Source organism: Vibrio sp. V15_P4S5T153 (assembly GCF_963874485.1).
GTDB lineage: Bacteria > Pseudomonadota > Gammaproteobacteria > Enterobacterales > Vibrionaceae > Vibrio > Vibrio anguillarum.
This window is the reverse complement of record NZ_CAWNHR010000018.1, coordinates 613,061-639,221: the sequence shown is the minus strand read 5'-3', so window position 1 is coordinate 639,221 and position 26,161 is coordinate 613,061. Positions and strand designations below refer to the sequence as shown.

General features: G+C 42.7%; 23 protein-coding genes. 9 read left to right on the top strand and 14 right to left on the bottom strand.

Annotated features, from left to right (window positions below):
• Positions 1–30 precede the first annotated feature (30 nt).
• Positions 31–1,053 carry a tryptophan--tRNA ligase gene (trpS, locus tag AACT42_RS18180; protein ID WP_094133841.1) on the bottom strand — a complete coding sequence of 341 codons (1,023 nt, stop codon included), beginning with the start codon at positions 1,051–1,053 and terminating at the stop codon, positions 31–33.
• Positions 1,054–1,349: 296 nt separating this feature from the next.
• Positions 1,350–1,787 (bottom strand): redox-sensitive transcriptional activator SoxR, encoded by a 438-nt coding sequence (soxR, locus tag AACT42_RS18175; RefSeq protein ID WP_094133852.1) that lies wholly within the window; start codon positions 1,785–1,787, stop codon positions 1,350–1,352.
• 100 nt (positions 1,788–1,887) lie between these two features.
• Between soxR and AACT42_RS18170 the strand changes: the two genes are divergently transcribed.
• Positions 1,888–2,304, top strand: a complete 417-nt coding sequence (locus tag AACT42_RS18170) for a RidA family protein (protein WP_094133840.1) — start codon at positions 1,888–1,890, stop codon at positions 2,302–2,304.
• 67 nt (positions 2,305–2,371) lie between these two features.
• The gene (locus tag AACT42_RS18165) at positions 2,372–3,253 is read left to right on the top strand and encodes a DMT family transporter (RefSeq protein ID WP_094133839.1); all 882 of its coding nucleotides are present in this window, start codon (positions 2,372–2,374) and stop codon (positions 3,251–3,253) included.
• A gap of 220 nt (positions 3,254–3,473) precedes the next feature.
• Here the strand turns inward: AACT42_RS18165 and AACT42_RS18160 are convergent, their stop codons facing one another.
• Together AACT42_RS18160 and AACT42_RS18155 are read right to left on the bottom strand one after the other, a co-directional pair.
• The gene (locus AACT42_RS18160; RefSeq protein WP_094133838.1) at positions 3,474–4,067 is read right to left on the bottom strand and encodes an NADPH-dependent FMN reductase; all 594 of its coding nucleotides are present in this window, start codon (positions 4,065–4,067) and stop codon (positions 3,474–3,476) included.
• Position 4,068: 1 nt separating this feature from the next.
• Positions 4,069–4,971 (bottom strand): DMT family transporter, encoded by a 903-nt coding sequence (locus tag AACT42_RS18155; RefSeq protein WP_094133837.1) that lies wholly within the window; start codon positions 4,969–4,971, stop codon positions 4,069–4,071.
• A 113-nt stretch (positions 4,972–5,084) separates the two neighbouring features.
• Here AACT42_RS18155 and AACT42_RS18150 point away from each other — a divergent pair, with 113 nt between their 5' ends.
• The 3 genes from AACT42_RS18150 to AACT42_RS18140 all read left to right on the top strand — a co-directional run bounded on the left by AACT42_RS18150 (position 5,085) and on the right by AACT42_RS18140 (position 7,877).
• On the top strand, positions 5,085–5,576 hold the full coding sequence (locus AACT42_RS18150) for a MarR family winged helix-turn-helix transcriptional regulator (protein WP_094133836.1): 492 nt from the start codon (positions 5,085–5,087) through the stop codon (positions 5,574–5,576).
• A gap of 488 nt (positions 5,577–6,064) precedes the next feature.
• Complete coding sequence (locus AACT42_RS18145) at positions 6,065–6,787, top strand: ParB-like protein (protein ID WP_094133835.1); 723 nt, start codon at positions 6,065–6,067, stop codon at positions 6,785–6,787.
• Positions 6,788–7,052: 265 nt separating this feature from the next.
• Positions 7,053–7,877: a TerC family protein gene (locus AACT42_RS18140; protein WP_017048214.1), complete on the top strand. Its 825-nt coding sequence runs from the start codon at positions 7,053–7,055 to the stop codon at positions 7,875–7,877.
• A 67-nt stretch (positions 7,878–7,944) separates the two neighbouring features.
• Here the strand turns inward: AACT42_RS18140 and AACT42_RS18135 are convergent, their stop codons facing one another.
• Both AACT42_RS18135 and AACT42_RS18130 read right to left on the bottom strand, forming a co-directional pair.
• Entirely contained in the window at positions 7,945–9,645 is a 1,701-nt protein-coding gene (locus AACT42_RS18135; RefSeq protein ID WP_094133834.1) for a methyl-accepting chemotaxis protein, read from the bottom strand.
• Positions 9,646–10,210: 565 nt separating this feature from the next.
• Positions 10,211–11,080: a LysR family transcriptional regulator gene (locus AACT42_RS18130; protein WP_094133833.1), complete on the bottom strand. Its 870-nt coding sequence runs from the start codon at positions 11,078–11,080 to the stop codon at positions 10,211–10,213.
• A 142-nt stretch (positions 11,081–11,222) separates the two neighbouring features.
• Here AACT42_RS18130 and ampC point away from each other — a divergent pair, with 142 nt between their 5' ends.
• The 3 genes from ampC to yidZ all read left to right on the top strand — a co-directional run bounded on the left by ampC (position 11,223) and on the right by yidZ (position 14,797).
• Positions 11,223–12,380 (top strand): class C beta-lactamase, encoded by a 1,158-nt coding sequence (ampC, locus tag AACT42_RS18125; RefSeq protein ID WP_094133832.1) that lies wholly within the window; start codon positions 11,223–11,225, stop codon positions 12,378–12,380.
• A gap of 277 nt (positions 12,381–12,657) precedes the next feature.
• Positions 12,658–13,866 (top strand): MFS transporter, encoded by a 1,209-nt coding sequence (locus AACT42_RS18120; RefSeq protein ID WP_094133851.1) that lies wholly within the window; start codon positions 12,658–12,660, stop codon positions 13,864–13,866.
• Complete coding sequence (yidZ, locus tag AACT42_RS18115; RefSeq protein WP_094133831.1) at positions 13,841–14,797, top strand: HTH-type transcriptional regulator YidZ; 957 nt, start codon at positions 13,841–13,843, stop codon at positions 14,795–14,797. The genes AACT42_RS18120 and yidZ overlap by 26 nt, the downstream gene beginning before the upstream one ends.
• A gap of 305 nt (positions 14,798–15,102) precedes the next feature.
• Here the strand turns inward: yidZ and AACT42_RS18110 are convergent, their stop codons facing one another.
• The 8 genes from AACT42_RS18110 to AACT42_RS18075 form a co-directional block, all read right to left on the bottom strand.
• On the bottom strand, positions 15,103–16,296 hold the full coding sequence (locus tag AACT42_RS18110) for an acetate/propionate family kinase (protein WP_094133830.1): 1,194 nt from the start codon (positions 16,294–16,296) through the stop codon (positions 15,103–15,105).
• Between the two features lie 329 nt (positions 16,297–16,625).
• Positions 16,626–17,387 carry an iron chelate ABC transporter ATP-binding protein VctC gene (gene vctC, locus AACT42_RS18105; protein ID WP_013868453.1) on the bottom strand — a complete coding sequence of 254 codons (762 nt, stop codon included), beginning with the start codon at positions 17,385–17,387 and terminating at the stop codon, positions 16,626–16,628.
• Between the two features lie 6 nt (positions 17,388–17,393).
• On the bottom strand, positions 17,394–18,344 hold the full coding sequence (gene vctG / locus AACT42_RS18100) for an iron chelate uptake ABC transporter permease subunit VctG (protein ID WP_026028906.1): 951 nt from the start codon (positions 18,342–18,344) through the stop codon (positions 17,394–17,396).
• A 22-nt stretch (positions 18,345–18,366) separates the two neighbouring features.
• Positions 18,367–19,302, bottom strand: coding sequence for an iron chelate uptake ABC transporter permease subunit VctD (vctD, locus tag AACT42_RS18095; protein ID WP_026027432.1), 936 nt, complete (start codon positions 19,300–19,302; stop codon positions 18,367–18,369).
• A gap of 27 nt (positions 19,303–19,329) precedes the next feature.
• Positions 19,330–20,241 (bottom strand): siderophore ABC transporter substrate-binding protein, encoded by a 912-nt coding sequence (locus AACT42_RS18090; protein WP_202599578.1) that lies wholly within the window; start codon positions 20,239–20,241, stop codon positions 19,330–19,332.
• Positions 20,242–20,436: 195 nt separating this feature from the next.
• Positions 20,437–21,618, bottom strand: a complete 1,182-nt coding sequence (locus AACT42_RS18085; RefSeq protein ID WP_017045107.1) for a DUF3103 domain-containing protein — start codon at positions 21,616–21,618, stop codon at positions 20,437–20,439.
• A gap of 239 nt (positions 21,619–21,857) precedes the next feature.
• Complete coding sequence (locus tag AACT42_RS18080; RefSeq protein ID WP_094132376.1) at positions 21,858–24,302, bottom strand: M9 family metallopeptidase; 2,445 nt, start codon at positions 24,300–24,302, stop codon at positions 21,858–21,860.
• A gap of 187 nt (positions 24,303–24,489) precedes the next feature.
• Positions 24,490–25,251 carry a class II glutamine amidotransferase gene (locus AACT42_RS18075; protein WP_019282661.1) on the bottom strand — a complete coding sequence of 254 codons (762 nt, stop codon included), beginning with the start codon at positions 25,249–25,251 and terminating at the stop codon, positions 24,490–24,492.
• 506 nt (positions 25,252–25,757) lie between these two features.
• Here AACT42_RS18075 and AACT42_RS18070 point away from each other — a divergent pair.
• Complete coding sequence (locus AACT42_RS18070) at positions 25,758–26,003, top strand: hypothetical protein (RefSeq protein ID WP_017043657.1); 246 nt, start codon at positions 25,758–25,760, stop codon at positions 26,001–26,003.
• Positions 26,004–26,161 lie beyond the last annotated feature (158 nt).

Below are 26,161 nucleotides of genomic sequence, written 5' to 3'. Positions count from 1 at the left end.
TCTTGAAGTTGGCTATTGAAAACAAATTATTCAGAAAATATTTAGTCCAAAGATATCTTTAACATCAAAAAGTACTTCCGTTGTTTTATCTCTAGAGATTTTGCTTCCCTTCACTAAAATATCAACCAGTTGAGCCTTATCACTTAAAAACTCAGCTCTTCTTTCCCTTATTGGTCTGAGCATATCTTGTAAGCATTCCTCTAATACTTTTTTTGTTGTTCCATCTCCAAGTCCGCCACGTTGATAATGTTCTTTTAGTTGGTTGATATGATTTTGATCAGGGTGAAATGCATCGAGGTAAGTAAATACGATATTGCCTTGAATAGCACCAGGATCTTCGATTCTTAGGTGGTTAGGATCGGTATACATAGACTTTACTGCAGCAGAGATCTCTTTTTCAGTAGCGCCAAGATTAATGGTATTTCCCATCGTCTTAGACATCTTATTTTTACCATCTGTGCTAGGTAAACGTGATGCGTTGCTTAACAAGGGTCTACACTCGTTCAAAACGATTCGTCCTGCTAATAAATTAATCTTTCTAACTATCTCATTAGTTTGTTCAAGCATTGGCAACTGGTCATCCCCAACTGGAACCAATGTTGCGTTAAAGCCAGTAATATCAGCTGCTTGAGATACAGGATAGATTAAAAAACCAGCCGGAATTGATCGTTCAAAGCCTTTGCTTTGTATTTCACTTTTGACCGTTGGGTTTCGCTCTAATCGACTGATTGTCACAAGATTGCTGTAGTACATAGTCAATTCAGCAAGAGCAGGGAGTTGTGATTGAAGACAAATTGTAGTTTTACAGGGATCGATACCAACAGCGAGATAATCCGCGACGACATTAAGAATATTAGATGATACTCTCTTCGGATTGTGAGCATTATCAGTAAGACCTTGCATATCAGCAACAAGAACTGTTTGCTCGTGAATATCTTGTAAAGCGACCCGTTGTTTTAAAGAGCCGACATAATGCCCCAGGTGCAATGGGCCAGTAGCTCTATCGCCAGTTAAAATTACTTCCGATTTTTCAGTGTATTGACTTGTATTCATTCATATATCTCCTAGTAAAAATAGATCGCTACTGGAGATACAAAAGAAATTACAGTCTCAGCTACCTTCCAGCAGCTTAAGAATGTAAAAATTCCGCGCCGCTCTAAATAGAGCGCCACCAGAAAAATAATGACGAAGGCGTTGAAATGTTTTTCATTTTTGCAACTTATCAACAATTCTTTTGAAAATCAACTTTATAGAAAAGCGGTTTCTTATCGATAAACTTAGGTAAACACAGTTATCAGAGAAGGAAATTGAAACGCTTTAATAAAAGTAGTGGGTTGCCTAATGTATAATCAAATGATTCTCTGCGCCCCTTGCCCTTGCTGATTAAGATTGTCTTCTGGATTAATTAGGTGACATTTCTTCATACTCAGGCAGCCACATCCGATACATCCTGAAAGATTGTCTTTTAATAATTGGATTTTTGCTATTTTATGGTCGAGGTCTTGCTGCCATTTATTTGCAACTCTCTCCCAATCTCGCTTTGTGGCCGCTTGATTCATTGGTAAGGTGCTTAACTCTTTTGCTATTTCTTCTAATGTAAACCCTACAGATTGAGCTACTTGAACGAGTGCAATTCTACGTAGCATCGAAGGTAAATAACGGCGTTGATTACCATTGGTTCGAAAGGAAGCAATTAAACCTTTAGCTTCATAAAAGCGTAAAGCCGATGCTGCTACACCACTACGTTCGGCTAGCTGTCCAATAGTTAGATAATCATTTCTGCTCACAGTTATTTCAACTTTTGTCAAATTATCGCTTTACTTCAAGTTAACTTGAACTTTTATACTCCTGCTTACTTTTGAATTCAACGTATAAAAGGTCATTATTATGCTAAAACTAAAGCCAGTCTTCCATAATCCACCAGAGATTTTTAATCCAACACCATTTGGTTTTTGTCATACAGTGAAGGCACCAAGCAAAGGAGAGCTAGTTTACATTTCGGGCCAAAGTGGTGGTGAAGGTATTGAACATAAGCTTAGTAGCGATTTTCTTCATCAGACTTGCATTTTATTATCAAACCTAGAGATTGCACTTAATGCCCATGAGCTTAGTTTTGAGGATGTTCTAAAGATCACTGTCCTTATTGTTGATCATGATAGTGAAAAGCTGAATATTTGGAGTAAAGAAATACAAGAACGTTGGCCGTTAGATACGTTGCCCGCAAGCACCTTAATTCCAGTACCTAAGTTAGCTCTTGACGGCATGCTAATTGAGGTTGATGTTATTGCATTTAAGTCAGCTTGACTATAGCACTATATTTAAGAGCTCTTTTTTGACACCGAAAGCTTATTGATTGTATTGGGATTTTACTATGCTTAAAAACTACTTAACTCTGCTCGCCATTGGGCTGATTTGGGGATCACAATTTATTTTTCAAGAGAATGCACTAGAGGCATTCAATCCAGTATGGATAGGTACATTGCGTGCAATATTCGGTGCAATCACTTTGTTTATTATCTGTCGGGTCATGCGAATTAGTGGTGATAGTAAACAGTGGCTACTTTATGCTGTCATTGGTTTACTTGAAGCAACGATTCCTTTCATTCTTATACCTTTTGCTCAAAAAGAGTTGAGCAGTTCAGTAACAGCGATATTAATGGGTACACTACCTTTTTATGCACTGCTTCTTGCTCCTGTGTTTATAAAGAATGCTAGGATTAGTAAAGGTAATCTGCTAAGTGTCATCGTGGGTTTTAGTGGTTTAGTTGTCCTTTTTTACCCAGATTTAATGTCAACATCTTCGAGAGTTAGTCTCATTAGCATCCTAGCAGTATTATTTGCTGCGATATGCTTTGCTGTTGCTTTGCTCCTGCTCAACCGAGTTAAAGAAGAACATCCCCTGATAGTGGCAAGAAATGTTCTTTTTATGGCGAGTATTCAATTAATTATAATTTCTCTCACCACAACGATGACACTGACACAAAAATCGCCACCTTTGAGCGCCTTTACTGCTGTGATCTATCTTGGTGTGATGTGTGCGGGAGTGGTTTATTATCTCTATATGATGAGTATCAAGAATGCAGGCGCTGTTTTTACTTCGATGACTAATTATCTTGTGCCTGCGATAGGCGTATTAATCTCCGCGCTGGTTACTAATGATAGTATTCAGACTACATCATGGCTGGCTCTTGGGATCATTTTATCTGCTCTTCTAATGAATCAAATGGCTGCAAAGCATGACCAGAAAATGTAGTCAGAGCCTTTGGAATAGATATAGAGCCGTGAATAAAAAATGGACCATAATAATTCACAGTCAATAGAGGGGCAGACTGAGCGCTAGTAATGATCCATTACAATGTGGTTCTTATATAATTGAAAACGTACTTATTATTAATCTAGTGCTACCGTCGTCTTGGTCATCTTTGCAATTAAGCTGCCGACTATTGCCAACAATAATAATTACTTATTTACTATTACATACCATAGCGAAATGCCTTTCCCATTGATACCATCTCACGATGTACTGGATTCAATGCTTGAGCATAACTGGCAAGTAATTTCATTGTATACTGATTACGTTGATGCATGGTTTGGTCAGTACATCTGTGGTCAATAGTGAGCAATTTTTCTACATTGCGAAAGATTAGGTGATCCGGTAAAAAGCACGCGTGGTTGTTCTTGCTGCCTGTCATGCGCAGCTCACTGATCGGATATACGCCATTTACGCCCGCTGATACGCTTACTAAGAGTACCGGCTTATGTGCAAGCTCTTCATCGGTAGACAATAGCAAAAAATTCTTAAGTGCTGGAGTTGCCATTCCATGCCACTCTGGTGTAATAAGAATCACTGCATCCGAGTGTTTAAGTATCTCGGAAATTGGCGTCCATAGCTCCCACTCTTCACTTTGTTTCCAAACCCCTTCATTCCAAAACGGAAGATTAAGTGAGTGCAAATCCAAAATATTTGTTGTATCGAAATGATCTAAAGAAAGTGACTCTAAATAACGTGCAACTGATAAACTTTGCGAGTTTGCACGCTGGCTGCCAGATACAATTGTAATCTTCATATTAGTTCCTTTTTAAAAGTAAATTATTAGCTTTATCAGATGACGAATTTGTACGAGGGGCTGCCAAAGCGATAGCAACTAGGACAAACATTGCCCCTAATAATTGAAGCCAAGTTAAGGTTTGATCGAGAATGAGATAACCCAACACACATGCAGATACGCTACTGAGAAAACCGAGAAAAGAAACGGTAACCGGTGGCAGCTTTTCTATTCCTCGAAACCATAAGGAGTAGCCTAAAATTGCGCCTATTACACTCAGATACAGATATCCAATATAATTTGACAAACTTAAATGTTCAGGAAGCCCTTCAACCCATAAGGCCACTGGCAGCAGCATGAACCCACCAAAAAGCAGTTGCCAACCGGTGAAACTCAGTAAAGTTATCTCACTAGGTCTTTCCCATTTTTTTGTTAATACAACCCCAGAAGCCATACTTAATGTACCAATAGAAGCAACAACAACTCCTAATAAATTGATCTGTACAGCACTGTTGATGACCAGCAAGACAATACCTGAGATTCCAACCACACTAGCCCAAATTTGACACGATGATAGCTCTGATTTTAGCCACTTCCAGCTTAGTAGGAGTACGAACATAGGCTGGATAGACATCACTATCGACGCCATCCCCCCAGGTAGATAAGTTGCAGCAAAGAATAGACAGTAGAAAAACAAGCCAATATTTAAAAAGCCAAGTAACGCAAGACGGCTCAGCCACTTGCTATCAGGTAACGTCTTGCTAATTAAGACTAGAAATAAACCTGCCGGCAAAGCTCGAATTGTTGATGCAAGCAACGGTGACTCCGCTGGCAACAACTCAGTGGTAACAATATAAGTACTTCCCCAGACAATCGGCGCTATAGCGGTCAAACCGATTGTCCTTATCTGATGTAATCCTTTCATAATGATTCCTTCAAATTAAAAATATCTCTTGTAAAAGATACTTTCTTTAAAGTAATGGATATTTAACTTATGATCAAGTATCTTTTTAGTAAGATATTTATAGGAGAGATAAAATGTCATTGGATAATGTCGATTCCATTTTGATTCAGTGGAAAAGTGTCAGACCCGATCTGGACTGTTCTTCTATGGGAGTCATTGGACGTTTACGTCGAACCAGTAATGTCTGGAAGAGTAAAATGGATAAAGTGTTTAAAGAACATGGGTTAAGCAGCATCGAGTTCGATATTTTAGCAACGATGCGTCGAAGCGATCCTTCCGGTATTACACCAACAGAGTTATATAAGACACTCATGCTTTCTTCAGGCGCTGTAAGTACGCGTTTAGATCAGTTAGTAAAAAAAGGATTGGTAGGGCGTATTTATAGCGAACACGACCGGCGAAGCTGCAAAGTCACTTTGACCTCAAAAGGTGTTAAGTGTGTTGATACTGCGTTAAACGATCATGTTGAAAATATGGATAAAATGCTGAATGTATTGACTAAAAAAGAACAAGATCAGCTTGCAGATTTACTACGAAAGGTATTGATTTATGAGGAAAACGAATAAAGAGAATTTTGGGGGGTTGTAGTGGATATAACATGTTTCAGCAAACTATATCGCTCATCATAAATGGCATACTCTCAACGCTCACGAAACTAATTCCCTCCCCTTCAAAGGGAGGGGTGTTTCTTGGTTGGTTGCTAGCAGCACCCCCTCCTAACCTCCCCTTGAAAGGGGGAGGAACATAACGGGGCAAAAGTGTGTTGACGGCTCGCTAATCACTCGACTCTGAAACACACTCAAAATGATAAACGTTAATGCATTCATTCAAAGTTATAACTTTACACCCTCACTGTAACCCTATGATTTTTATTAAACTATATACCGACTGATAAATTCTCCAACACCTTATCGATGTTTTCTGTACCGTTAGGCTTCAAACTCCTACAATGCAAGGCAGAGGGTCGGTGAAGGCTAAGCTTTCACTTTTACATATTGAATAATCAACAATGCATTTGATTGCATTGGTACCGTCATCATTCAAAAGGAATAGCATGTTGAGCAAAGGATGGATATTGCTTGCCGCCGCAATCATCAGTCAGGGAGCATGGGCACTCGCTCCTTGCGGGACAGACAGTGGCATCGGGGACTGGTGCAGCCTAGATATTAATCAGCTACACCCCACTCAGGCCGGGGTTGGTCAACAACAAGTTGATAAAACACAAGCCAAACTGGCGACAAAAAGCCCAGCACAACTTAAAAAGTACATGAAAAAGAAAAAGATCCCAGTAATCGTAGATGCTGATGGCCAATATTGGTTGGTTGACCGACATCATCTGACTAAGGCGCTTTGGCAGCAAGGTGTGAAAGAGGTGACCGTCCACATCCTTGCTCACCTCGACAACAAGGAGAGCTTTTGGCAAGACATGCAAGGCAACCACTGGACATGGCTGCGCGATGAAAAAGGAGCCCCGCTAACTCCCGATCAATTACCTGCACACATAAGTAAGCTACCCGACTACCCCTACCGCTCTTTGGCAGGTGAACTACAAGATGCCGGTTATTACAGCAAGCATGAACAGGTTTATTTTGTTGAGTTTGCTTGGGCTAGCTGGCTTGGGGAGCAAATGAATTGGGTGCCAGTCAATGCGAGTACGCTCCCAGAACGACTCGAACAAGCTACACAACTGGCATGTAGCTCAGCCGCTAAGGCTCTGCCTGGTTACCCCGGAGAGCAGTGCTCAACTATGCGCCACCTCATCAACACGACAAACTAAGGTTCTATCGCAAAGCGTGATTTAAATAAGACTCATCATTTTGAAGATACAATTGCCTGCGAGCGAACAAATCGCTCGCAGGGCGTTGTTCGATAAGATGAATATGTATTTTGTTACAAATCGCCCTCTTGTCTTGTGGTTCAGTCAATGATTTACTGTCGCTTCCTTAGCAACAGAGGCTTTTATTGACAATGGACGACCCCTTCAGGCGACCAATATTTACTGATTCCCCCCTTCACCGTGCCCCCTTATTTAAGGAGGCCACATGTTAGAACTCTTCCTACTACCCGAAACTTGGGCGATATTTGCCACACTGCTTGCTTTAGAAGTGGTTCTTGGCGTTGATAATGTAGTGTTCATTTCCGTCTTATGTGAACGGCTCCCCGTTCAGCAGCGGCCGCTTGCGCGTAACTTAGGCATTTTGTTAGCGGTTACCGCTCGGATTGGTTTGGTTTTTTCTATCAGTTGGCTGATGTCGTTAACTGCACCGATAGTCGTTTGGTTTAGCAACGAATTATCTGGACGAGATTTTATCCTCATCTTCGGCGGTGCTTTTCTGTTATTCAAAGCAGCAAAAGAGTTGTGGAACTGGCTAATGCCTGATGAGCATTCACATACAACGACAGTGAGTGCTGGCCTTGCGGTCGTGTTACTGCAAATTGTCGCGGTTGACGCGGTATTTTCCATGGATTCGGTAATCACTGCGGTGGGTCTAACTAACGACATTCCTATCATGGTCGCGGCCATTTTAGCGTCTGCGGTGATCATGATATTAACCGCAGCGCGCATTAACGCCTTAGTCACCCGTTATCCGGGTTTTAAAACGCTGGCATTACTGTTTTTAATGATGCTGGGCGGTTTGTTAATCGCGGAAGGTGTTGAGCTGCACATCAATAAAGGCTACGTCTATTTTGCGATGGCGTTTGGTTTGGCAATGGAGATTTGTCATATTCAATGGGCGAAGAAACAAGCAATCCAGATTAAGCAGCTACGTCCGTTAAAGCTATATACGTCAAAACTACATACGTCAAAGCCATATTCGTTAAAAAGACCCATGCCTTTACTAAGGTCAAAGTCCTCAGCACATTGAAGAGATAATTAATATCAAAAGGGCGAACAGCAACGTCGCCCTTTCTTCTATCCTAATACTATTAACGTTAAGCTAATTTACGCACACTAAATTGGCTCATTAACGCTTTTAAATCATTGGCTTGCTGTGACAAATCATTACTAGCGTTAGCAGTTTCTTCCGTGCTCACTAATACTTTGTCGCCTGAATCACGAATACCCAACAAATTTTGGCTGACTTCTTCAGCACTCACGGCTTGTTGCTCGCTGGCGGAGGCGACTTGCAAGTTCGATTGCATCAGTTCGTCTAACGCTCCCGCTATCGAATAGAGCTGAGCTTTTGCACTATCGACGAGTGTTGATGATTCGCTGATCTGCTGGTCATTATCTTCTATCGATTTTGCAGCAATTTGAGCTTTATTCACCAACACTTGGATCAAACTGCTGATTTCATGAGTCGCTTCTTGGCTGCGAGAAGCCAAAGCGCGCACTTCATCAGCCACAACCGCAAATCCTCTTCCTTGTTCACCCGCCCTTGCCGCTTCAATTGCAGCGTTGAGTGCCAACAAATTGGTTTGCTCTGAAATCGAATCAACCACTGAAACGAAATTCTGAATTTTATGTGTGCTGTCTTGTAACTCTAAGATCATTTTCTGTGAGTTAGCCGCGTTAATCACCAATTGATGGGAGATTTTTTGTGTCACATCCGTCGTCTCACAAGCCGCTTTAACGCTGTTATCTGCACGAGAAGTCGACTCTGCGGCACCTTCATCATTACTCGCCACTTCTGTAATCGTTGATGCCATTTGCTCCATTGCAGCCGCAACTTGCTGAGTGCTCTCTTGCTGTACAAGCATCGCTTTACGGTTATTCTCTGCCAACACATTTAATTCCGTCACCAGCCCTGCAATGCTGTTTGCTCTTTGAATCACCTCACCAACGGTTTTACTCAACGAGTCCGCCATGGTGTTCATACTTTGCGTCAACTGGCCGATCTCATCTTTTGATTCTGGCACAATGTGCTGATCAAAATGACCATTTGCCATTTTAGCCGCTATATTTCTCACTTTTAGCACAGAGCGAACAATTTGACGGCTGAGTAACGTCCCCATAGCAAGGCCAAGAATTATCGAAACGGCAGCTAATGTTATTGTGCCCTGCAATGCTCTGTGTTCTTCATCCTCAGTAATGAGAATAGACGTTTCTGTTTTTTGCTCTAAATCGCGTAGAAAATGTTCAATTTCGGTATTAAATGCCTCTTGCATTTTTTCTAGCACGAGCACTTGTGGCGCAAGTTGTTCTACTGGCTCATTACTATTTAAGCGCTTGAGCAACTCAAACAAAGCCACCTCATACTGATAGTAATGACTTTCTAACGCTTCAAATGTTTGATATCGGTTTTGGCTCTCTTGATCAACACCCTTCGCTTGACGATGCTTCTTTGCATCACTGAGTATTTGCTTCGCTTGTGCCAATTCAGACTCCAACATTTTTGCGATGCTTTCTGCCTTCTGATTAAGGTCTTTCAGCTCTTGTGCATGATCTGCAAAGGGTATTTTGGCTAGTCGAAACGCCTTTTCTAACGCGATCGAACTTTCCAACTGTTTGATAGTGATATCCGAGGTCAATCGAATTAAAGGGATACTTTCATGAGCGATCTCTTCAATTTCGAGCGCAATACGATTCATTTTTAAAGCGCTAAAGCTTGCAACACCAACAATTAAGCACAGCATTAGCGTAATTAGCGAAATCATTTTTTGGGTAATCGATAAGTCTTTAATCCACTGCATAAATGCGCTCTCCAAACACAATCATTAAAGCCATTCGTTTATATGAATATTGTTATGCTGTTAAAGATAGTTTAGTAAAACCTAAAACACACTATTTCTAATACTAAGTAACTAGAGGTCATATCTGTTCAAGCGAGTAGAAAACTCTGCTTTTACTTATCAGTCAGTGTGTTAAAGAAAAAACCCGAACGCTTGGGTTCAGGCTTTAAGATAGGAAACAAGGCTTACTGCGTTAGATGCGCTCTACACATTCACGAGCAATTACCAGCTCTCAATAAATTAGTAGATGTATGGCAAACAACCTCTATTTGAGATAGCCAACTATTCTCATTCACTAAAGTCAAGCAGTTTGGTCTGGGGAGTTACGAACATGGAGGCAAGTGCATTAGCTTTAAGCACTGTAATCCATGCGGTTGCGTCACGCGCTATACCACAACTGAAGCGTGGGATAGTGATCTTCGGGCAGTGAACTCTCGGATGTTTGATCCCATAGGTGGCTAACATCGATGTCCGCTATTTTGATGGCCTGACAGCTGGACGTTTCAGAATTAATACCCGTTCACCATCAGCAACACTCCAGGATCCACTGCTTGAATAGAGTCTGCGCTTTGGTCTCAGTTTGACTTTGGAGTCTTGTTAGCCAGTAGGATCCGCTGTTGAGAAAGATATCGAAGGGTTGAATGAGCTTCTCTTCAATGAGTGCCTTTTCAAACATAACGGGAGGCGCTAATGCAATCCCTAGTCCCTGAATTGCTGCTTCAATCATCGAAATGGATGAGTCAAAGGTAATGCTATTGAGCCTGGACTTAGGTAGCGATATACGGGCTTGTTGAAACCACAACGACCACTCCTCAGGATTATATGAACGGAGCAAAGTGTAGCCCAGAATGTCCTGCGGTTTCTCTAAGTGATGGCCGATCGTTTTATTGCAAAGCACGGTTAAAGGGGCAGGAAACAAATGCTCTGCTTCGGTCGCATGCCATCTGCCTTTGCCATAACGAATAAAGAAGTCCAGCCCTTCGGACACGGGATCAGCCACGTTGTTGTTGGTCGAGATTCTGACATCGATATAAGGAAAACGTTCATTAAAGTCTTTAATTCTTGGGAGCAACCAGTTCAGAGCGAAGGTGCCCACAACACCAACACTGACCACTTCTCGGTGAATTCCTTGTTCAAGCATCTCTAGCGTATCGGTCATACTGTCAAACGCATTTTTAACCACCGGCAATAACATCATTCCTTCATCGGTCAGCGCTAATCCCCGCGGAAGACGGTAAAACAGCGCTCCCCCCAGTTGCTGCTCCAACATCTTAACCTGCTGACTGATCGCCGCCTGCGTGACACAGAGCTCGATAGCTGCTTTTGTGAAGTTTAAATGCTTAGCAGAGATAAGAAATGCCCTCAGTGCATTCAGCGGTAAATGTGTGATGTTCATGATTAGATCTTAGTTAAACTTATGGCTGGATTTAGTTTTAACGCATTGTTCTCTTATAGATCTATTTTTATGATTAGCGTGTCCTATGGTGATATATATTAAAAACAATAAGTAAAACTTATCAATGGAGAGATTAACTTCAATGTGTGTAAGAAGACTAACCATCAATACAATAGCTCTGGCTATGTTGTTTGCGCCTAACGTTCGCGCGGCTGGTGTGGGAGAAAAATTAAAAAACGAGGTCGATAAACAGGCTCAAGCATTGATGCAGAACTATCATATTCCGGGTATGGCGTTTGGTGTTGTCGTTGAGGGGAAGACGTATTTTTACAATTACGGTGTGGCTGATACAGCGCAAAACCAGCCTGTGTCTGAAGCGACGATTTTTGAGTTGGGTTCTGTCAGTAAAACATTCGCAGCCACATTGGCGAGCTACGCGCAGGTGAAGGGGCAACTGTCGTTAACGGATACTGCGGAGCAACACATGCCAGAACTAAAAGGCAGCACCATCGGTGCACGAACCTTGCAAGAGTTAGGAACGTACATCGCAGGCGGGTTGCCGTTGCAGTTTCCAGATACGGTGAAAAACAATCAGGATATGGTTCAGTACTATCGAAATTGGAACGAAGTGTACCCAAGCAACACTAAAAGAGTCTATTCGAACCCCAGTATCGGTTTGTTTGGCTATATAGCCGCATTAAGCCTGAAAGAGGACTACGTGTCTGCTATGGAAAAAAATGTGTTCCCAGCACTGAGTATGTCCAATACCTACATCCATGTGCCGGATAACAAAATGAAAGAGTATGCGTTTGGCTATAACGCGAACGGCGAAGCCGTGAGAGTGAATCCGGGCGTACTGGATGCAGAGGCGTATGGAGTCAAGTCCACCAGTTCGGACATGGTACAGTACATCAAAGCTAATCTGGGGTTGGCCGTAGTCGCAACCGATATGCAACAAGCACTGGTCAATAACAGGACTGGCTTCTATCAGTCCAGTACTTTTATGCAAGGTTTGGCGTGGGAGATGTACCCGTATCCCAGTCAGCTCAGTGCCCTTTTAGAAGGCAATTCGACGGACGTAATCATTAAGCCTCAAACAATCCAGATAAACACGCCGCCGACACCACCAACGAACGGAGTATGGGTCAACAAAACAGGCTCGACCGGTGGGTTTGGTGCTTACGTGGTCTACATTCCAAGCAAAGAATCGGGTATCGTGATTCTTGCCAATAAAAACTACCCAAATCAGGAACGAGTGAAAGCGGCATTCCGTATTCTGCAGGCAGGACTAGAACAGTAAGCGCAACTAGGTTAGATAAAGTCTGAACATTCATGTTCGCGGTTGGTGAGCATGAATGTTTGTTTATTGAACCAATAAACAGAAAAGGCGTAGTAGCTCAAGGAAAAATCAAGCATGTATGAAAAACAGGGAGCCTTACTAACGTAAATCCCTGACATACCCACACATTTCATTTACTAATGTAGTAAATGGAAATACCTGTTGTCATAAAGGTAACGCGCCAAGTTCAGAGATGTCTCATATTATCCTCGTAAACCCAACCACTTACGAGACCACCATGAAACCAGCGGCTAATGTATCCCGATATCTGCTATGCAGCTTTGCCTTTGTGCTGCTCTATCCCACTGCCATCGATCTCTATTTGGTTGCCTTGCCACAAATTGCCAACGATCTTTCTGCAAGTGAATCCCAACTTCATATCGCCTTTTCTGTTTATCTTGCGGGTATGGCTTCTACTATGGTGTTTGTAGGACGAGCTGCTGACCATTTTGGCCGTAAACCTGTCGCCATGTGTGGGGCAGTGATCTTCTCGCTTGCTTCGACGTTGGCGGGTTCAGCGGAAACCAGTGATAGCTTCCTAGTTATGCGTTTCTTCCAAGGCGTTGGAGCGGCATGTTGCTACGTTGTAGCCTTCGCTATTTTGCGTGATACCTTAGATGACCAAATGCGGGCTAAAGTGCTTTCAATGCTTAATGGCATCACTTGTTCGATTCCCGTGCTAGCACCTGTTATCGGTAATCTGATCATGATTAAGTTTCCATGGACTGTGCTGTTCACTGCCATGGCACTGATGGGGGTAGCCATAGGTTTGATAGCTTGCTTTGTATTGAAGGAAACCTTACCTAAAAATGAGCGTCACTGTATCACTGCGAATGACGGCTCAAATGAGTCACTGTTTAACCGTTTCTTTATCTCGCGCGTTGTTTACACATCCTTGGGTGTGACTGCGATTCTTTCTTATGTGAATACCTCACCGATGATTGTTATGGATATTCTTGGCCTTACAAGAGGTGAGTATTCTACTGCTATGGCACTGCTTGCCATGGTGGGTATGGTAACGTCATTTTCAGCGCCTGTGGCCCTCTCTTACTTCAAACAAACGACATTAATGTTTTCAGCTCAGGTAACCATTTTGCTGTCGGTTATCGTCATTCTTGCGGCTCACTTGAATGGCGATAACTCGACACTCTATATGGCTGGATTCGCCTTAATCAGCATGGGCTTTTCAATGGGGTTTGGTGTGGCAATGAGTCAAGCACTCAGTTTGTTCTCTCGCAAAGCTGGGTTAGCAAGCTCCATGCTTGGTATTGCTCAGGTATCGTGTTCGGCAATATTTATCTGGTTGATGGCGCTTTTAGGCCTCTCGGTAGTGATGATATTAATCATTGCCTTGGTCGCGAGTGGCGTAATTGGCCTCTCTCTAATAGTATTGTTTCCATATCATAATGTTAGTGAAAGCCATGAAGAAATCTCTTGCCCGACTTGATCTCAATTTATTGCTCACTCTGCAGTTGCTCTTGCAAGAGCAGAGTGTCACGAAAACGGCGAAAAAGCTGAATGTAACACCCTCATCGGTGAGTAAGTCACTGGCTAAATTACGTGATTGGTTTGACGACCCTTTATTTGTGAACACTCCGCTGGGACTTAAACCAACAACGCTTGCGACGAGCATGCAAGAAAGCTTGTTAGACTGGATGCAAATCGGTAATCAGGTTGCATCACGACGAGGTGATGATGCGCCGAGTGGTGTGAAGTTTCACCTTGGTGTCGAGTCGCCATTGTCACTCATTATGGTGGATGAGCTGACTAAACGAATTCATGACACGTATCCCGATTCTAAAGTGAAGTACCACAATTGGGATTACGATTCATTAGACGCGATTACGCGCGGTGAAGTGGATATCGGTTTTACGGGGCGAGAGAGCCACCCTCGCTCTAAGGAGTCGCTAGAACTGCTGCCATATTTCATCAATTTTGAAGTTCTATTTTCCGACCTGCCTATGGTGTATATCCGAAAAGACCACCCAGCGATTGAGCAGGAATGGAACTTGGAGACCTTCTTAAGCTACGCCCATATCAATGTTACATGGGAGAAGAACGACAGCTGGGCGTTGGATGAGATTTTGGCTGAGCAGGGACATACGCGCAATGTTAGCCTAACGATGGCAAGCTTCGAACAAGCGCTGTTTGTAGCAGAGAAGCCCAGCCATCTAATGTTAACCACGGCACCCAAGTATTGTCAGCGATATTGTGAACAACTGCACCCTAACTTGGTATCGCTACCCATTCCAATTCCGCAAGAATATCAGCATAAGCTACTGATTCCATTTACGATGATCTGGCATAAGCGCAATAATCAGAATCCTAAAATCGTATGGTTAAGGGAGACAATAAAAAGCTTGTATAGCATAAATTGAATGTTCAGGTGACATATGAACAGCTCCCGCTAAATCATTGAGGTTAGGTAGGGACTCCCATTAGTTTTGGTACCACCAATTTAGAACGCTTCCCTCTACTCTGATAGCGCTTTCTACTCATTATGGGGCATCAACAACCCAGTACTAACCTCGCTAACTTAGATGCAAAAAAATGAATTGTAGAAGGCAATTTAGTAAGCCATGGGTGTGTCGCCATGCACATCCTTAGCGATGGTCTATCCAACATATGAGTACAAAAAAAGCGAGCACTAAGCTCGCTTTTATCTATTTGATTTTAAATTTAATTATAGCAACTCAACCGACTGTTGGGCGATCACGAATTCTTCGTTGGTTGGTACCACAAGCGCTACTGCATTTAGCATGTCTGATTTTGCGATAATGCCAGCATTACCGAATCGAGCTTGCTCGTTGCCTTGCTCATCTTCCACAAAACCAAGAATTTTCAGGTTGTGTAGAATTTCACGACGAATAGGCAATGCGTTTTCGCCAATACCACCAGTGAAAATAATACCGTCGAGCGAATCAAGCGCTGCAAGGTATGACGCGATGTATTTCGCCACACGGTAGGTGAAGACTTGGAAGGCCAATGTAGCGCCTTCATGACCTTGCTCCATGGCTTCTAGAATGCCACGTGCATCGCTGGTTAAACCAGAAACACCCAAGAAACCAGAGGCTTTGTTCAATGAATTAAACACTTGTTCTTGCGTCCAACCCTTCTTCAATAGAAATTCAATGATACCGGGGTCAAGGTCACCACAGCGAGTGCCCATCATCAAACCGGAAAGCGGTGTAAAACCCATACTGGTATCGACACTCTGGCCATCTTTAATTGCGCACACTGACGCACCATTACCAAGGTGAACAGAAATAAAGCTGCTTTCTTCAACTGGCTTGTTGATCATTTTTGCCGCTTCACGGCTCACAAAATAATGGCTGGTTCCGTGGAAACCATAGCGGCGAATACCAAACTCAGTGTATAGCTCTTTTGCAATCGCACCTGTGTAGGCTTTTGCTGGCATGGTTTGGTGGAAAGCGGTATCAAAAACAGCAAACTGCGGTAACTCAGGAAACGCTAGCATTGCCGCGCGCATACCAATCGCGTGTGCTTTATTGTGTAGCGGTGCTAAATCACTAAGCGCTTCAACTTCGTTGACGATTTTTTCGTCTAACTTAACGGTCTTAGTAAACTTCTCGCCACCATGTACTACGCGGTGTCCAATTGCAACGACGTCATCAATCAAGCCGTAGCTTTTCACAAGCTCAACCAGTTTTGCAACCGCCAACAGGTGGTGATTCGCTTCACCTTGAATCGCACAATTGGCTTTTTCTCCGTTAAACTTCCAGCTCATACGGGCATCATCAAGCCCAAAGCATTCACCTAGACCACTCAGTACGGCATCCCCCGTATTTGAATCAATCACCGCAAACTTCAGTGATGAGCTGCCAGAGTTAATAACCAAAACAAACGAGTTCGACATGGGGTAAGTTTCCTGTTTTAGACTAAGTGTTGAAGTATACAACTTCTTGGTTTACGTGACCCTCATTATTCAATAATTTTTTAATCTTTCAACTTTGTTTTAGTTTCAGCATCATGCCAAACGATTTTTTCTTGATCTGAGGCAAGTTATTATTTCTTTTGAAGTGAGAAATATATCAATATTTAAGTCCATCCTGTAGCGCGCAGTAAACGTCTGCGCTTCCACCATTTTGCGTTGACAACATTAGGCACTAAAAAGGGGCCTTACGGTGAATCGAAAGCGTTCTGTTCAGTACTCGTAACGTTACGCACACCGGCAGTTAAATCGCATCAATGGGTGTAATACATACAAATACGCTTACTTTCTATTTCTAATACGTTGAACGGCGTTTCATAGATATCGCTCAAAACCGACGATTGAATCACCTCTTGTACTGTGCCAGTTGCTACTACTTGGCCTCGTTTCAGCGCAATGATGGAATCGGAGTAACAGGATGCAAAATTGATGTCGTGGATCACCACGACCACCGCTTTATTCAACTCATGTGCTAAACGCTGAATAGTGGCCATGATCTGCAATGAGTGTTTGATATCGAGGTTGTTCAATGGCTCATCGAGAAAGATGTAATCGGTATCTTGGGCGATCACCATGGCAATAAAGGCCAGCTGGCGTTGGCCGCCACTCAGTTCGTCTAGGTATTTATCTTCTATCGCTTTAAGATCAAGATATTCGATCGATTGCTCAATCATCGCATGATCGTTGGCTGTTAATTTACCTTGCGAATAAGGAAAACGGCCAAAAGCCACCAGCTCTTTCACGGTAAAACGCATGGTCAGAGTATTGGCTTGACGCAGAACCGACAGCTTTTTAGCCAACGCTTTAGTATCCCACTCAACCAGCTCTTTGCTTTCAATCCAAACTTTACCGCTATCACGGCTGACCAAACGGCTGGCCATCGACAGTAAGGTACTTTTCCCTGCGCCATTAGGGCCAATAATTGAAGTGACCTTGCCTTTTTCAAACTGCGCACAGGCCTTATCCACAACGGCTTGTTGGCCAAACACTTTAGTCAGTTTATCTAGCTGAATCATATGAAATTAAACCATTTTATTACGTAAAAGGAGGGAGAGAAAATAGAGGCCTCCGATGAAATTGATCACCACACTCAGCGTTGTTTCAAACTGGAATACTTTTTCAACCACCCATTGACCAGAAAGCAATGCACACACCGCCATCGCGGAACAACCAATCAATAAGGTTCGGTGTTGGTATGAACGAAACCACTCGCGCGTTAAGTTGGTGACCAATAAGCCAAAGAACATCACGGGCCCAACTAAAGCTGTAGAAATAGCAATTAATACCGCACTAAGCATCAATACATGGTGCGTCACTCGGCGTACATCCACCCCTAAACTGACCGCGTTATCGTTATCCAACCATAAAACATCCAACACGCGATGCAGGCGAAACAGGCCAAAGCAAACCAACAGCAGTAACGGTGTTACCCAATACACAAGTTCCACTTTCACGTTGTTGAAGCTCGCAAACATATTGGACTGTACCGATGAAAAATCATTCGGATCCATCAGCATGATCAAAAAGGAGGAAATGCTGGAAAACAGTTGCCCCAGAATGACTCCTAATAGCAACAACACCATTAAGTTGCTCTGCTGCTTACGAAAATAAAAAGCGAACAACAAACTAGAAAACAGCAACATGGCGGCAACGGACAACGAAAAATTGAGGTAAGCATTAAGCGCGTAGCTACTTAGGCCACCAAAAAGAGTCACCACTAACACCTGCACAAACAGGTAGAGTGAATCAAACCCCATGATGCTGGGCGTTAAAATTCGGTTGTGGGTAATGGTTTGAAACGCTAGAGAGGACTGCGCAATGGCAATACCCGCTAACACCATCGCCAATACTTTGGGTACACGACGAGAAAGAAAATAGTGATAGTTGCCGGCGTTCAATCCAACACCAATAAATAACCCAGCAAAAAGCAGAGAAGCCAAAACCAGTAACCACAGTTTGGTATGATCACGCAAAGTGATGCTCGCACATACAGATTTACCCATGGCGTTGTCCTCGCAACAGCAACACAATAAATACACTGCCACCGAGAATACTGATGATCATCGAAATCGGCACTTCATAGGGGAAAATAATCAAACGACCGCCCAAATCACATAGCAGCACCAATAACGCACCGAAAATGGCCGTACGAGGGATATTTTTGCGTAAGTTGTCGCCGTAATAGTGGCTGACTAAATTAGGCACAATCAACCCTAAAAAAGGCAGTTGACCGACAATCATCACAACCGTCGCAGACATCACCGACACCAAACAAACGCCAATCACCAGCACTTGCTGATAGTTAAGCCCTAAGTTCACAGCAAAATCTTTACCCATGCCGACCGCCGAAATTCGCGCCGCATACAAATAGCTAAAGAGGGCAACCGGGATCGCAATATAGAGCAGTTCGAAATCCCCTTTCAGCAAATTGGCAAAATTGGCTACCGTCCAGCTAGAAAGGTTTTGTATCGCATCGTATTTGTAAGCGATGAAGGAGGCGGCGGATTCCACCACATTACCAAAAATAATGCCGATCAAAGGGACAAAAATGGCATTTTTAAACTGCACGCGCTGAATCAGTTGGACAAACAGCAAAGTGCCCGCAATCGAAACCGAGAAAATAAGCCACAAGCTTTCACCGTGACCAAAAAAGACTAAGCTCAACACATAGCCCAGCATGGCGCATTCAATGGTACCGGAGGTAGAAGGCGCGGCAAATCGGTTTTGACTGATTTGCTGCATAATAAGACCCGCGATACTGAGCCCTGCCCCGGCTAAAACAATCGCCAACAAACGTGGCAAACGACTGGTAAAGAGCAGTTGCCAAGCATGGGCATCCCCTTGCAGTAATGCCATTAGTGATAGATTGCCTACCCCCACAAACAGTGAAGATAGGCTGACTACCAACAAAGCAAGCAATAACTTTTTCAAAGCTAACCTCAGCTTGTTTGTGGCAAATTAGTGAATGTGTACAGCATTTCTAACGTCGCTGATCATCTGCTCGGTAGCAGTCACACCAGAAATGGATAGGTACCAAGCATTAAGGTCTAAAAAGGCCATACTTTTATTTTTGTAGGCTGCCGTCGCTTTGATCAGGTCATTTTCAAACTCTTGGCGAGTATGACTTTGCCCTTTGTTGACCAACGTATCGCGATCAATGATCAATAAGGTTTTAGGATCATGTTCGCGAATAAATTCATAAGAGATTAGATCGCCATGGCGTGTCGCTTTGATACTATCGACGGTCGTTTTGAATCCAAAATCTTTATACACCGCCGAGAAACGTGATTCAGGCCCGAAAGCGGTAATGTTACCGCCAGAGCTCATCACTGTGAGCGCATCGATTTGATTGTTCTGATTAAAGCTACGAAGTGCTTGAAACTGCTTATCTAAATCTTCAATTTTGGCTTCCACTTGATCTTCAATAGCAAAGACTTTGCCTAGATTACGCCACTGCTGCTGTGTACTCTGCCAGTAGCCTTGGCTTGCATCGGCTGCAAAAACGATAGTTGGTGCAATTTTAGATAGCTCGTCATAACTGGTTGCGGCGCGCGGCCCAATCACAATCACATCCGGTTTTTGCATATAAATGGTTTCGAAATCAGGCTCAAATAAAGAACCGGCAGGTGCGTATGTATCGCTGTTGTACTTCGCTAAATAATTCGGCAGTTCAGTTACTTTCGATACCGCGACAGGTTCAATACCAAAGCGATCTAACGTATCTAACGCACCCAAACCAATGACAACCACACGTTGCGGATTTTGCTCGATCGTCGTGGTACCGAGTTGATGATCCACAGAAACGGTTTTAGCACTGAGAGTAAAAGAGGTAAGCAAGCCAAGTGCTGCCAAACTAAACAACGATTTCATATAGGTTCCCATTCAAAATAACTGCGACAGATTTTGATAAGCATTCGCATTAAGTTCGGGTAATATAATCGTTGACCGTCGTTCAAGCAACCCTATTCACATCAAAATCGGCCATGATGATCAGAAGCAGCAAGAATGATGAAAAAGCGAGCGCTAATAAGAGATTCGCGCTCGCTTTCTAGGGGGAGAGAAATGTTATGGACGTGTCGGGTTAATCGTCAAAGGTTCAAAAGTGGCCACTGCGTTACCACTCGCTCCAGGATGATCAACATAGCTGGTGTCTTGCATCAAAGTGTAAAAGACATCGACATAATCGTCGTCGTTGACCAGTAAACCATCGGGAATCGCATCAATGATCTTGCCCGTGATTTGCGGAATAATCGCATACGCCTGCACTTCTGGATCAGGGATAAGCTTCAGCACTTCTTCCGCTACTTTGACGAGTAATTTAGCCAGCTCCTTATAATCGGTACCATCATCTTGCTCCATCAAGATAAGATCGGCTGCGCCCCAACGGTAACGAGACCATTGGATCATCACTTGATTTGGGAAGTAATCTTGCTTGTCGTAATCCAAATAAGGCATTTCAACTAAGTCAATGGTCGGCTCATCTCGGCTTGGATTGATGCCTGTAACAATCGCATAAATTTCAGCCGCTCCAGAGATCCACGGTTCTTTGTCATCCGCTAAACGAATTTTTTTCAGTACTGTGGTGGAAATAGGCTCAGCGCTATTATCGCTGCTGCGGGCCATCGCTTGCGCGGCGACGCTACCACTTTCTACTGTGGTCAATGTGGTCGATTGACCCAATGCGTTCATCTGTGCACGCATTGCTTGTAAGCCTGCGCGCAATTCCACTTCGCTATTACTATCAACCACGAAAACGGGTACATCTGGCATTTGATATACATCCAGTTGATGCACCTGTCCGTACACATCAAACGCTTCAATATATTGCCAAGACGCATCATTACCTTTGGGCTCAAAAGCAAACAACGGGCTTTGCCCTTCTTGCCACTCTTTAATCATCGACGCATCGGCAATACGCAGTTGCAGCAATTGCTCAGTAAAATCCTCAATGCCTTTCATTGAACGAATTTGCGCGTCCGCTACAACCATCTGTTGACTAAAATCGGAATCAGGCTGCTCTTCAAACAAAGTGGAAACAGAAATGGATAGGTTTTGCGCGCTGATTTCAGTTTTAAGTGTGGTTTCAAGCTCGGCGTAACTTTCACTCAGTTGCAGTGCTAACGCTCTTTTTTGCTGTGCAATCGCATCAGCATTGGATTGGCTGGTGCTACTGGTTGTCGCTTCTTCTGAGTTGCACCCCATAATAGTGGCCACAAGCAGTAATGAAACGGGTGTTATATATCTCATAATGAACCCTTAATATTTTTAATTACAACATAGAGTAATAACTCTACATAAAAACACAATATCACCGAATGCTATTCTTTCAAGAAATAAATAGAGTGTTAATTTATATTCTTCCCACAAGATCAAATTATTATTAAGTAAAGATTAAATTACACAATGTTAATATAGCTATTACTTTTATGGCTAATTATATGATTTTAATAAAAAGAAGTGCTTTTACACTTCTTTTTATTCATTAATTATTCATAAGTTGCATAGAGCTCAACTTGGCTATTGGCTTGCTGTGCATTAAGCATGAAATGGACATAGCCCGCTTGCGTTACTGGCAGTTCAATATACTCATAGCTATCAGCACGTTTAGACGCTTGATCAAAATGAGTCAATGTAGGCCAGTGCTCGCTTTCTGCATAAAGATCAACATTGTGGGCTGCCATCTTATCAATAGGCTGGAGCCAAACTTTGACACTGCTCATTCCCTCTGGTACATAAATCGCTGCATAGCGAGTTTGATGAATACCCAACGTCATTGGCTGACGATTTTCGAGAACAACAGGTGCTAAATCATCACTAGGCTTTTGCGTATTATCGGTAATGGCGTAACTTACTTTCGTATTTAATTCAACACGCTGGTAAGCTTCTCTACCCGTAATACTAAAATAATAGCGACCCGGTAAAACGGTACCATGGGCTTGTTTTTCTAGTGCAATTGTTTCATTACTATGCAGTTCAAAATTTGTTATTTGATAATCATAATAATGCGCAATTTTTTCATAACTTAAATAAAGATCGGCGTCACCATCACCGCTAATATTAATCGACAATTCACTGACATTATCTGGAACATCAATATAATAGAGTTGTTCACTGTACTGCTCACCCGACAAGGTAACACTCTGCCCTAACGCTAAATGATTCATCGTGTCTTCTGGTTGAATTGGTGGCACAGTCGGATCTTCTGGATTACCACTGTCCGTTGTCAAAGTGTCTAACCAAGTTGAAAATTCGCTGTCTAGGCTTTTTCCGATCCGTTTCACTTGCTCAGCCCATGCTTTGAAATCGCCACTACGTGATAGCGCTAGCAGTTGATCCACTTCATTGGGATGGTTTTCCAGCATAAAACGAACCGCTAAATAGCCCCAGCGATAAATTTGATTGGTGTCATTTTGATAAGTAGTGGCTAGCACTTGCGTGAGGCTCAGTTTTTTCTCAGCAATTAAGTCTACCGCCGCTTGGTAGCCTTTTTTATAGTGCATGTATTCAGCGAAGCCTTCCAACCACCACACGATATGGCCTTCACTTAAATTGAGAGAAAACGAACCGTATTGATTGTAGCGTCCGTCCAAATAATGCACATATTCATGCTCTAAATTGAGAATAGACAACGCCTCATCCTGCGCATATCGGTAAGCGACAAAGCGCGCTGTGTTGTTGGCATCAGCCGGGTTGCCTTCAAGGTATTGCCCACCGTTGTTGGTAGTATTGCCAAACAAGAAGTTGGAATAACTGACATAACTTTCGTTGCTATCAAATACCACCACTTCCACTTGTTGATTAAGATCATCGGCCACGGGCGTGAAACCGGTATTCACGACGGTATGGAAGTCGGCTTCTTTCTCATTCAAAATGCCACACGCTTGCTCTGCTTGCTGAGGTGTTAAGCCTTGCGAGCGGATAATAGCAGGCCCATCACATTGATGGCGATTTGGCATGATACGCTGTTCAAGTTGCTGCTTAGCTTGCGTTAAATTAAGCGCTTCCAATGTCTCTGGCGCGTAGTAAGAAAGCATTTCAACCGCAGCAATCCAGAGTTTATCGCTACGTCCACCCAGCGGGTAACGTTCCAATACTTTTTCTAAAATCGCAATGACTCGAGTTTTGGTGTTTGGGTAAGGGCTAACCAGTAAGCGCCCCGTTTCACGCACCGCATTGTACAAAATGAAATCGGCATCGGTTCCTAACGCCCAATCATGCTCAGTGGCAAAACGATACAGTGTCTCCAAATATTCTGGATGGGCTTCAATGTCTTGATAAAAATCATCACGCGAAGCATGGCCGCTCATGGATCGAAATAAGTTATTTAAACCATCAACAAACTGTACATCTTGCGCCGTTTGTGGGTTAAAGGCGTCCAATAGCACGATGAAATTCGCCATCGTTGAAGGTAGGCGTTTCACGTTATCGACCATTAACGTTAAGCTCGACATGGCCGCCACTTGTTCACGACCTAAGCTCAAACTGTAAGGCGATAACATAAACTGGTTAATCGTATCCGCAATCGCATTACTCAATTGCTCCGAATAATCACCAAAATCTTGTTTTACACCATAGCGCACATAATACGCGGCACGGATAAACTCCCCCAGATTAGCAATAGATTTGGCTTGCGCTTCTGTTCCTTGATATTGCGAAACCTCTAACGCCAGCGCTCGGTTAATGCTGTCTATACTATTTTCACTGTATAGACCCAAGATGGCTTTACTATCGGTATAAAACCACGAGTTATAACAGGCTGGTTGTGCATTTTTAATCGCTAAAATTGGCTCTTGTGCTTGGGTGATATCATTAAACTGGCAGGCATCTAATGCATAAGAAAAAGACGGTAATCCTGCTAACGATAATGCCAATAGCAAAGCATTAGGTTTGGGACGAGGGGAATGAATAGATGGAACCGGAGCAATACGCATAGTAACGACTCTCTATAGATCATAGAAATGAATGAGTCGCGATTTATATCAGAATCACATCAACAAAATGAAACTTGATGCACAGAAACCAGGATCTTACTTCAAAAAAGAATTGCTCTCATGAGAGAGCAATCGATTAACCAATAGATCTTATATATCAATACATTACTAATTTTTCCACCACTAACTAAGTGATCGGATACACAGTACATTGAGTGCCAATCACATGAGTAATGGTTTGCGGCTCAATCATTTGCCAACCACTTTCACTATCAAGGGGTTCTGACGCAACCACCATATTATCGCCTTCGCTTTTACTAAACACGGTCGGCGGATTACCATCAGAGCTATAACGCACTAACCAAAAATCTTGCCCATCAGAGATACAAATCGAAGCTTTAAAAGGTGTGACTATCTGTTTCTCCGCCAAAGCCTGCGCAATTTGACCAATCGTGGTCGTAATGGCTTGTACTGGCTGACTGCGTAACCCATTACTCATCATCAATAAAAAAATCAATTCACTATCCGTTGTCCCAACACGCTTGACGTATAGCGATTCCGGTAGCTGCCGTTCTAAGGCGAATTTCACTTTTTCAAACTCACCAATTTGCCCGTTATGTAAAAACATCCAGTGATCCAAAATAAACGGATGACAGTTAGAACGGGAAACCTGCGTTCCGGTGGACGAACGCACATGTGCCATAAAACGGTGAGAACGAATGTGATGCGTTAAGGATCGCAGGTTTTCATCTCCCCAAGCGGGTAAGACTTCATGAAACTGCCCGGGTGTAGTGCGTTCGGTATACCAACCCAGCCCAAACCCATCAGCGTTGACACGGGTGACCGCTTTACGCGCTTCTAAACTTTGGTGCACGAGAGAGTGTTCCGGTTGATAAACCAGTTGATCGAGGTAGATAGGAGTTCCTTGGTAGGCGAGCCAGCGGCACATAATGCAAACATTCCAAAATAATCAGTCACTGATTTCAATAAAGCACGTTTGCTCAATGGCTGCAAGGTGTCCAGGCAACGATACCTTTGCCACTTGGCTCATCAACGCCACAAGTTAATGACTCTTAAATGCAGGCTTAAATGATGAATTATTTATTGAACTAAGATCATCTTTTAGCAAAGTTCATATTATTAAAAATACTAAACCTATTATTAGTCATTGTTGGTTTTGACCCAACATTTACTTTCGATTGAATTCTAACCTATCACTTTATTTATCTAAAGAATTTCATCTTCATCACTAAGAATAAAATACAAATCCATCAATTATTAATTCTAAATTTAAGAATAAAGAACCGACATATTTATCAATTAAAAACAAACCAAATGTTAACTAGTTATGTTTAAAATATGATGTTATTTCAAAACAACAATTATTTACACTTGCTATGCGTATGACTGATATATAGATTGTTACGAATAATTCACACATTATATGGATATACTGTGAAACATTTAATTTATTTTTTATTAATTAGTTACTCATCAATTAGCCTTGCTCAATCTTCAGTTGATGATGAACGGTTGCTCGCCTCATTAATCGAACGAGGTGTGATATGTGAAGGGCTGACATCAGAACAGCAACAACAAGCACTTGCCCTTTATCTACAAAGAAAACACCACAAAGAAAAGTCTCTCAATTCGACAACTCATCAAGAAGAAGCGTGTATTTCTCCGCCGAAGAGCGACTAAATCACCCGTTCAATCTTCACTGAATAACACTCAGAAAACTTGCCTAGATAAGAATATACCAGCCACTCATTGCGTCCATGAATTCTATTTTATGGCGATGAAAGCCATTTATTCTCTATAGCGCTCAGTCGTATGGAAATCAGTTCAGTGAAATTGTT

What these genes read in the sequence shown, in the direction of transcription:
- AACT42_RS18170 (WP_094133840.1), top strand. Translation starts at nt 1,888, where the DNA reads ATGCTAAAACTAAAGCCAGTCTTCCATAATCCACCAGAGATTTTTAAT.
- AACT42_RS18120 (WP_094133851.1), top strand. Translation starts at nt 12,658, where the DNA reads ATGAAACCAGCGGCTAATGTATCCCGATATCTGCTATGCAGCTTTGCC.
- AACT42_RS18080 (WP_094132376.1), bottom strand. Translation starts at nt 24,302, where the DNA reads ATGCGTATTGCTCCGGTTCCATCTATTCATTCCCCTCGTCCCAAACCT.
- ampC (WP_094133832.1), top strand. Translation starts at nt 11,223, where the DNA reads ATGTGTGTAAGAAGACTAACCATCAATACAATAGCTCTGGCTATGTTG.
- yidZ (WP_094133831.1), top strand. Translation starts at nt 13,841, where the DNA reads ATGAAGAAATCTCTTGCCCGACTTGATCTCAATTTATTGCTCACTCTG.
- AACT42_RS18155 (WP_094133837.1), bottom strand. Translation starts at nt 4,971, where the DNA reads ATGAAAGGATTACATCAGATAAGGACAATCGGTTTGACCGCTATAGCG.
- AACT42_RS18090 (WP_202599578.1), bottom strand. Translation starts at nt 20,241, where the DNA reads ATGAAATCGTTGTTTAGTTTGGCAGCACTTGGCTTGCTTACCTCTTTT.
- AACT42_RS18160 (WP_094133838.1), bottom strand. Translation starts at nt 4,067, where the DNA reads ATGAAGATTACAATTGTATCTGGCAGCCAGCGTGCAAACTCGCAAAGT.
- AACT42_RS18085 (WP_017045107.1), bottom strand. Translation starts at nt 21,618, where the DNA reads ATGAGATATATAACACCCGTTTCATTACTGCTTGTGGCCACTATTATG.
- AACT42_RS18145 (WP_094133835.1), top strand. Translation starts at nt 6,065, where the DNA reads ATGTTGAGCAAAGGATGGATATTGCTTGCCGCCGCAATCATCAGTCAG.
- AACT42_RS18135 (WP_094133834.1), bottom strand. Translation starts at nt 9,645, where the DNA reads ATGCAGTGGATTAAAGACTTATCGATTACCCAAAAAATGATTTCGCTA.
- AACT42_RS18140 (WP_017048214.1), top strand. Translation starts at nt 7,053, where the DNA reads ATGTTAGAACTCTTCCTACTACCCGAAACTTGGGCGATATTTGCCACA.
- AACT42_RS18130 (WP_094133833.1), bottom strand. Translation starts at nt 11,080, where the DNA reads ATGAACATCACACATTTACCGCTGAATGCACTGAGGGCATTTCTTATC.
- AACT42_RS18150 (WP_094133836.1), top strand. Translation starts at nt 5,085, where the DNA reads ATGTCATTGGATAATGTCGATTCCATTTTGATTCAGTGGAAAAGTGTC.
- AACT42_RS18165 (WP_094133839.1), top strand. Translation starts at nt 2,372, where the DNA reads ATGCTTAAAAACTACTTAACTCTGCTCGCCATTGGGCTGATTTGGGGA.
- vctC (WP_013868453.1), bottom strand. Translation starts at nt 17,387, where the DNA reads ATGATTCAGCTAGATAAACTGACTAAAGTGTTTGGCCAACAAGCCGTT.
- trpS (WP_094133841.1), bottom strand. Translation starts at nt 1,053, where the DNA reads ATGAATACAAGTCAATACACTGAAAAATCGGAAGTAATTTTAACTGGC.
- AACT42_RS18075 (WP_019282661.1), bottom strand. Translation starts at nt 25,251, where the DNA reads ATGTGCCGCTGGCTCGCCTACCAAGGAACTCCTATCTACCTCGATCAA.
- AACT42_RS18110 (WP_094133830.1), bottom strand. Translation starts at nt 16,296, where the DNA reads ATGTCGAACTCGTTTGTTTTGGTTATTAACTCTGGCAGCTCATCACTG.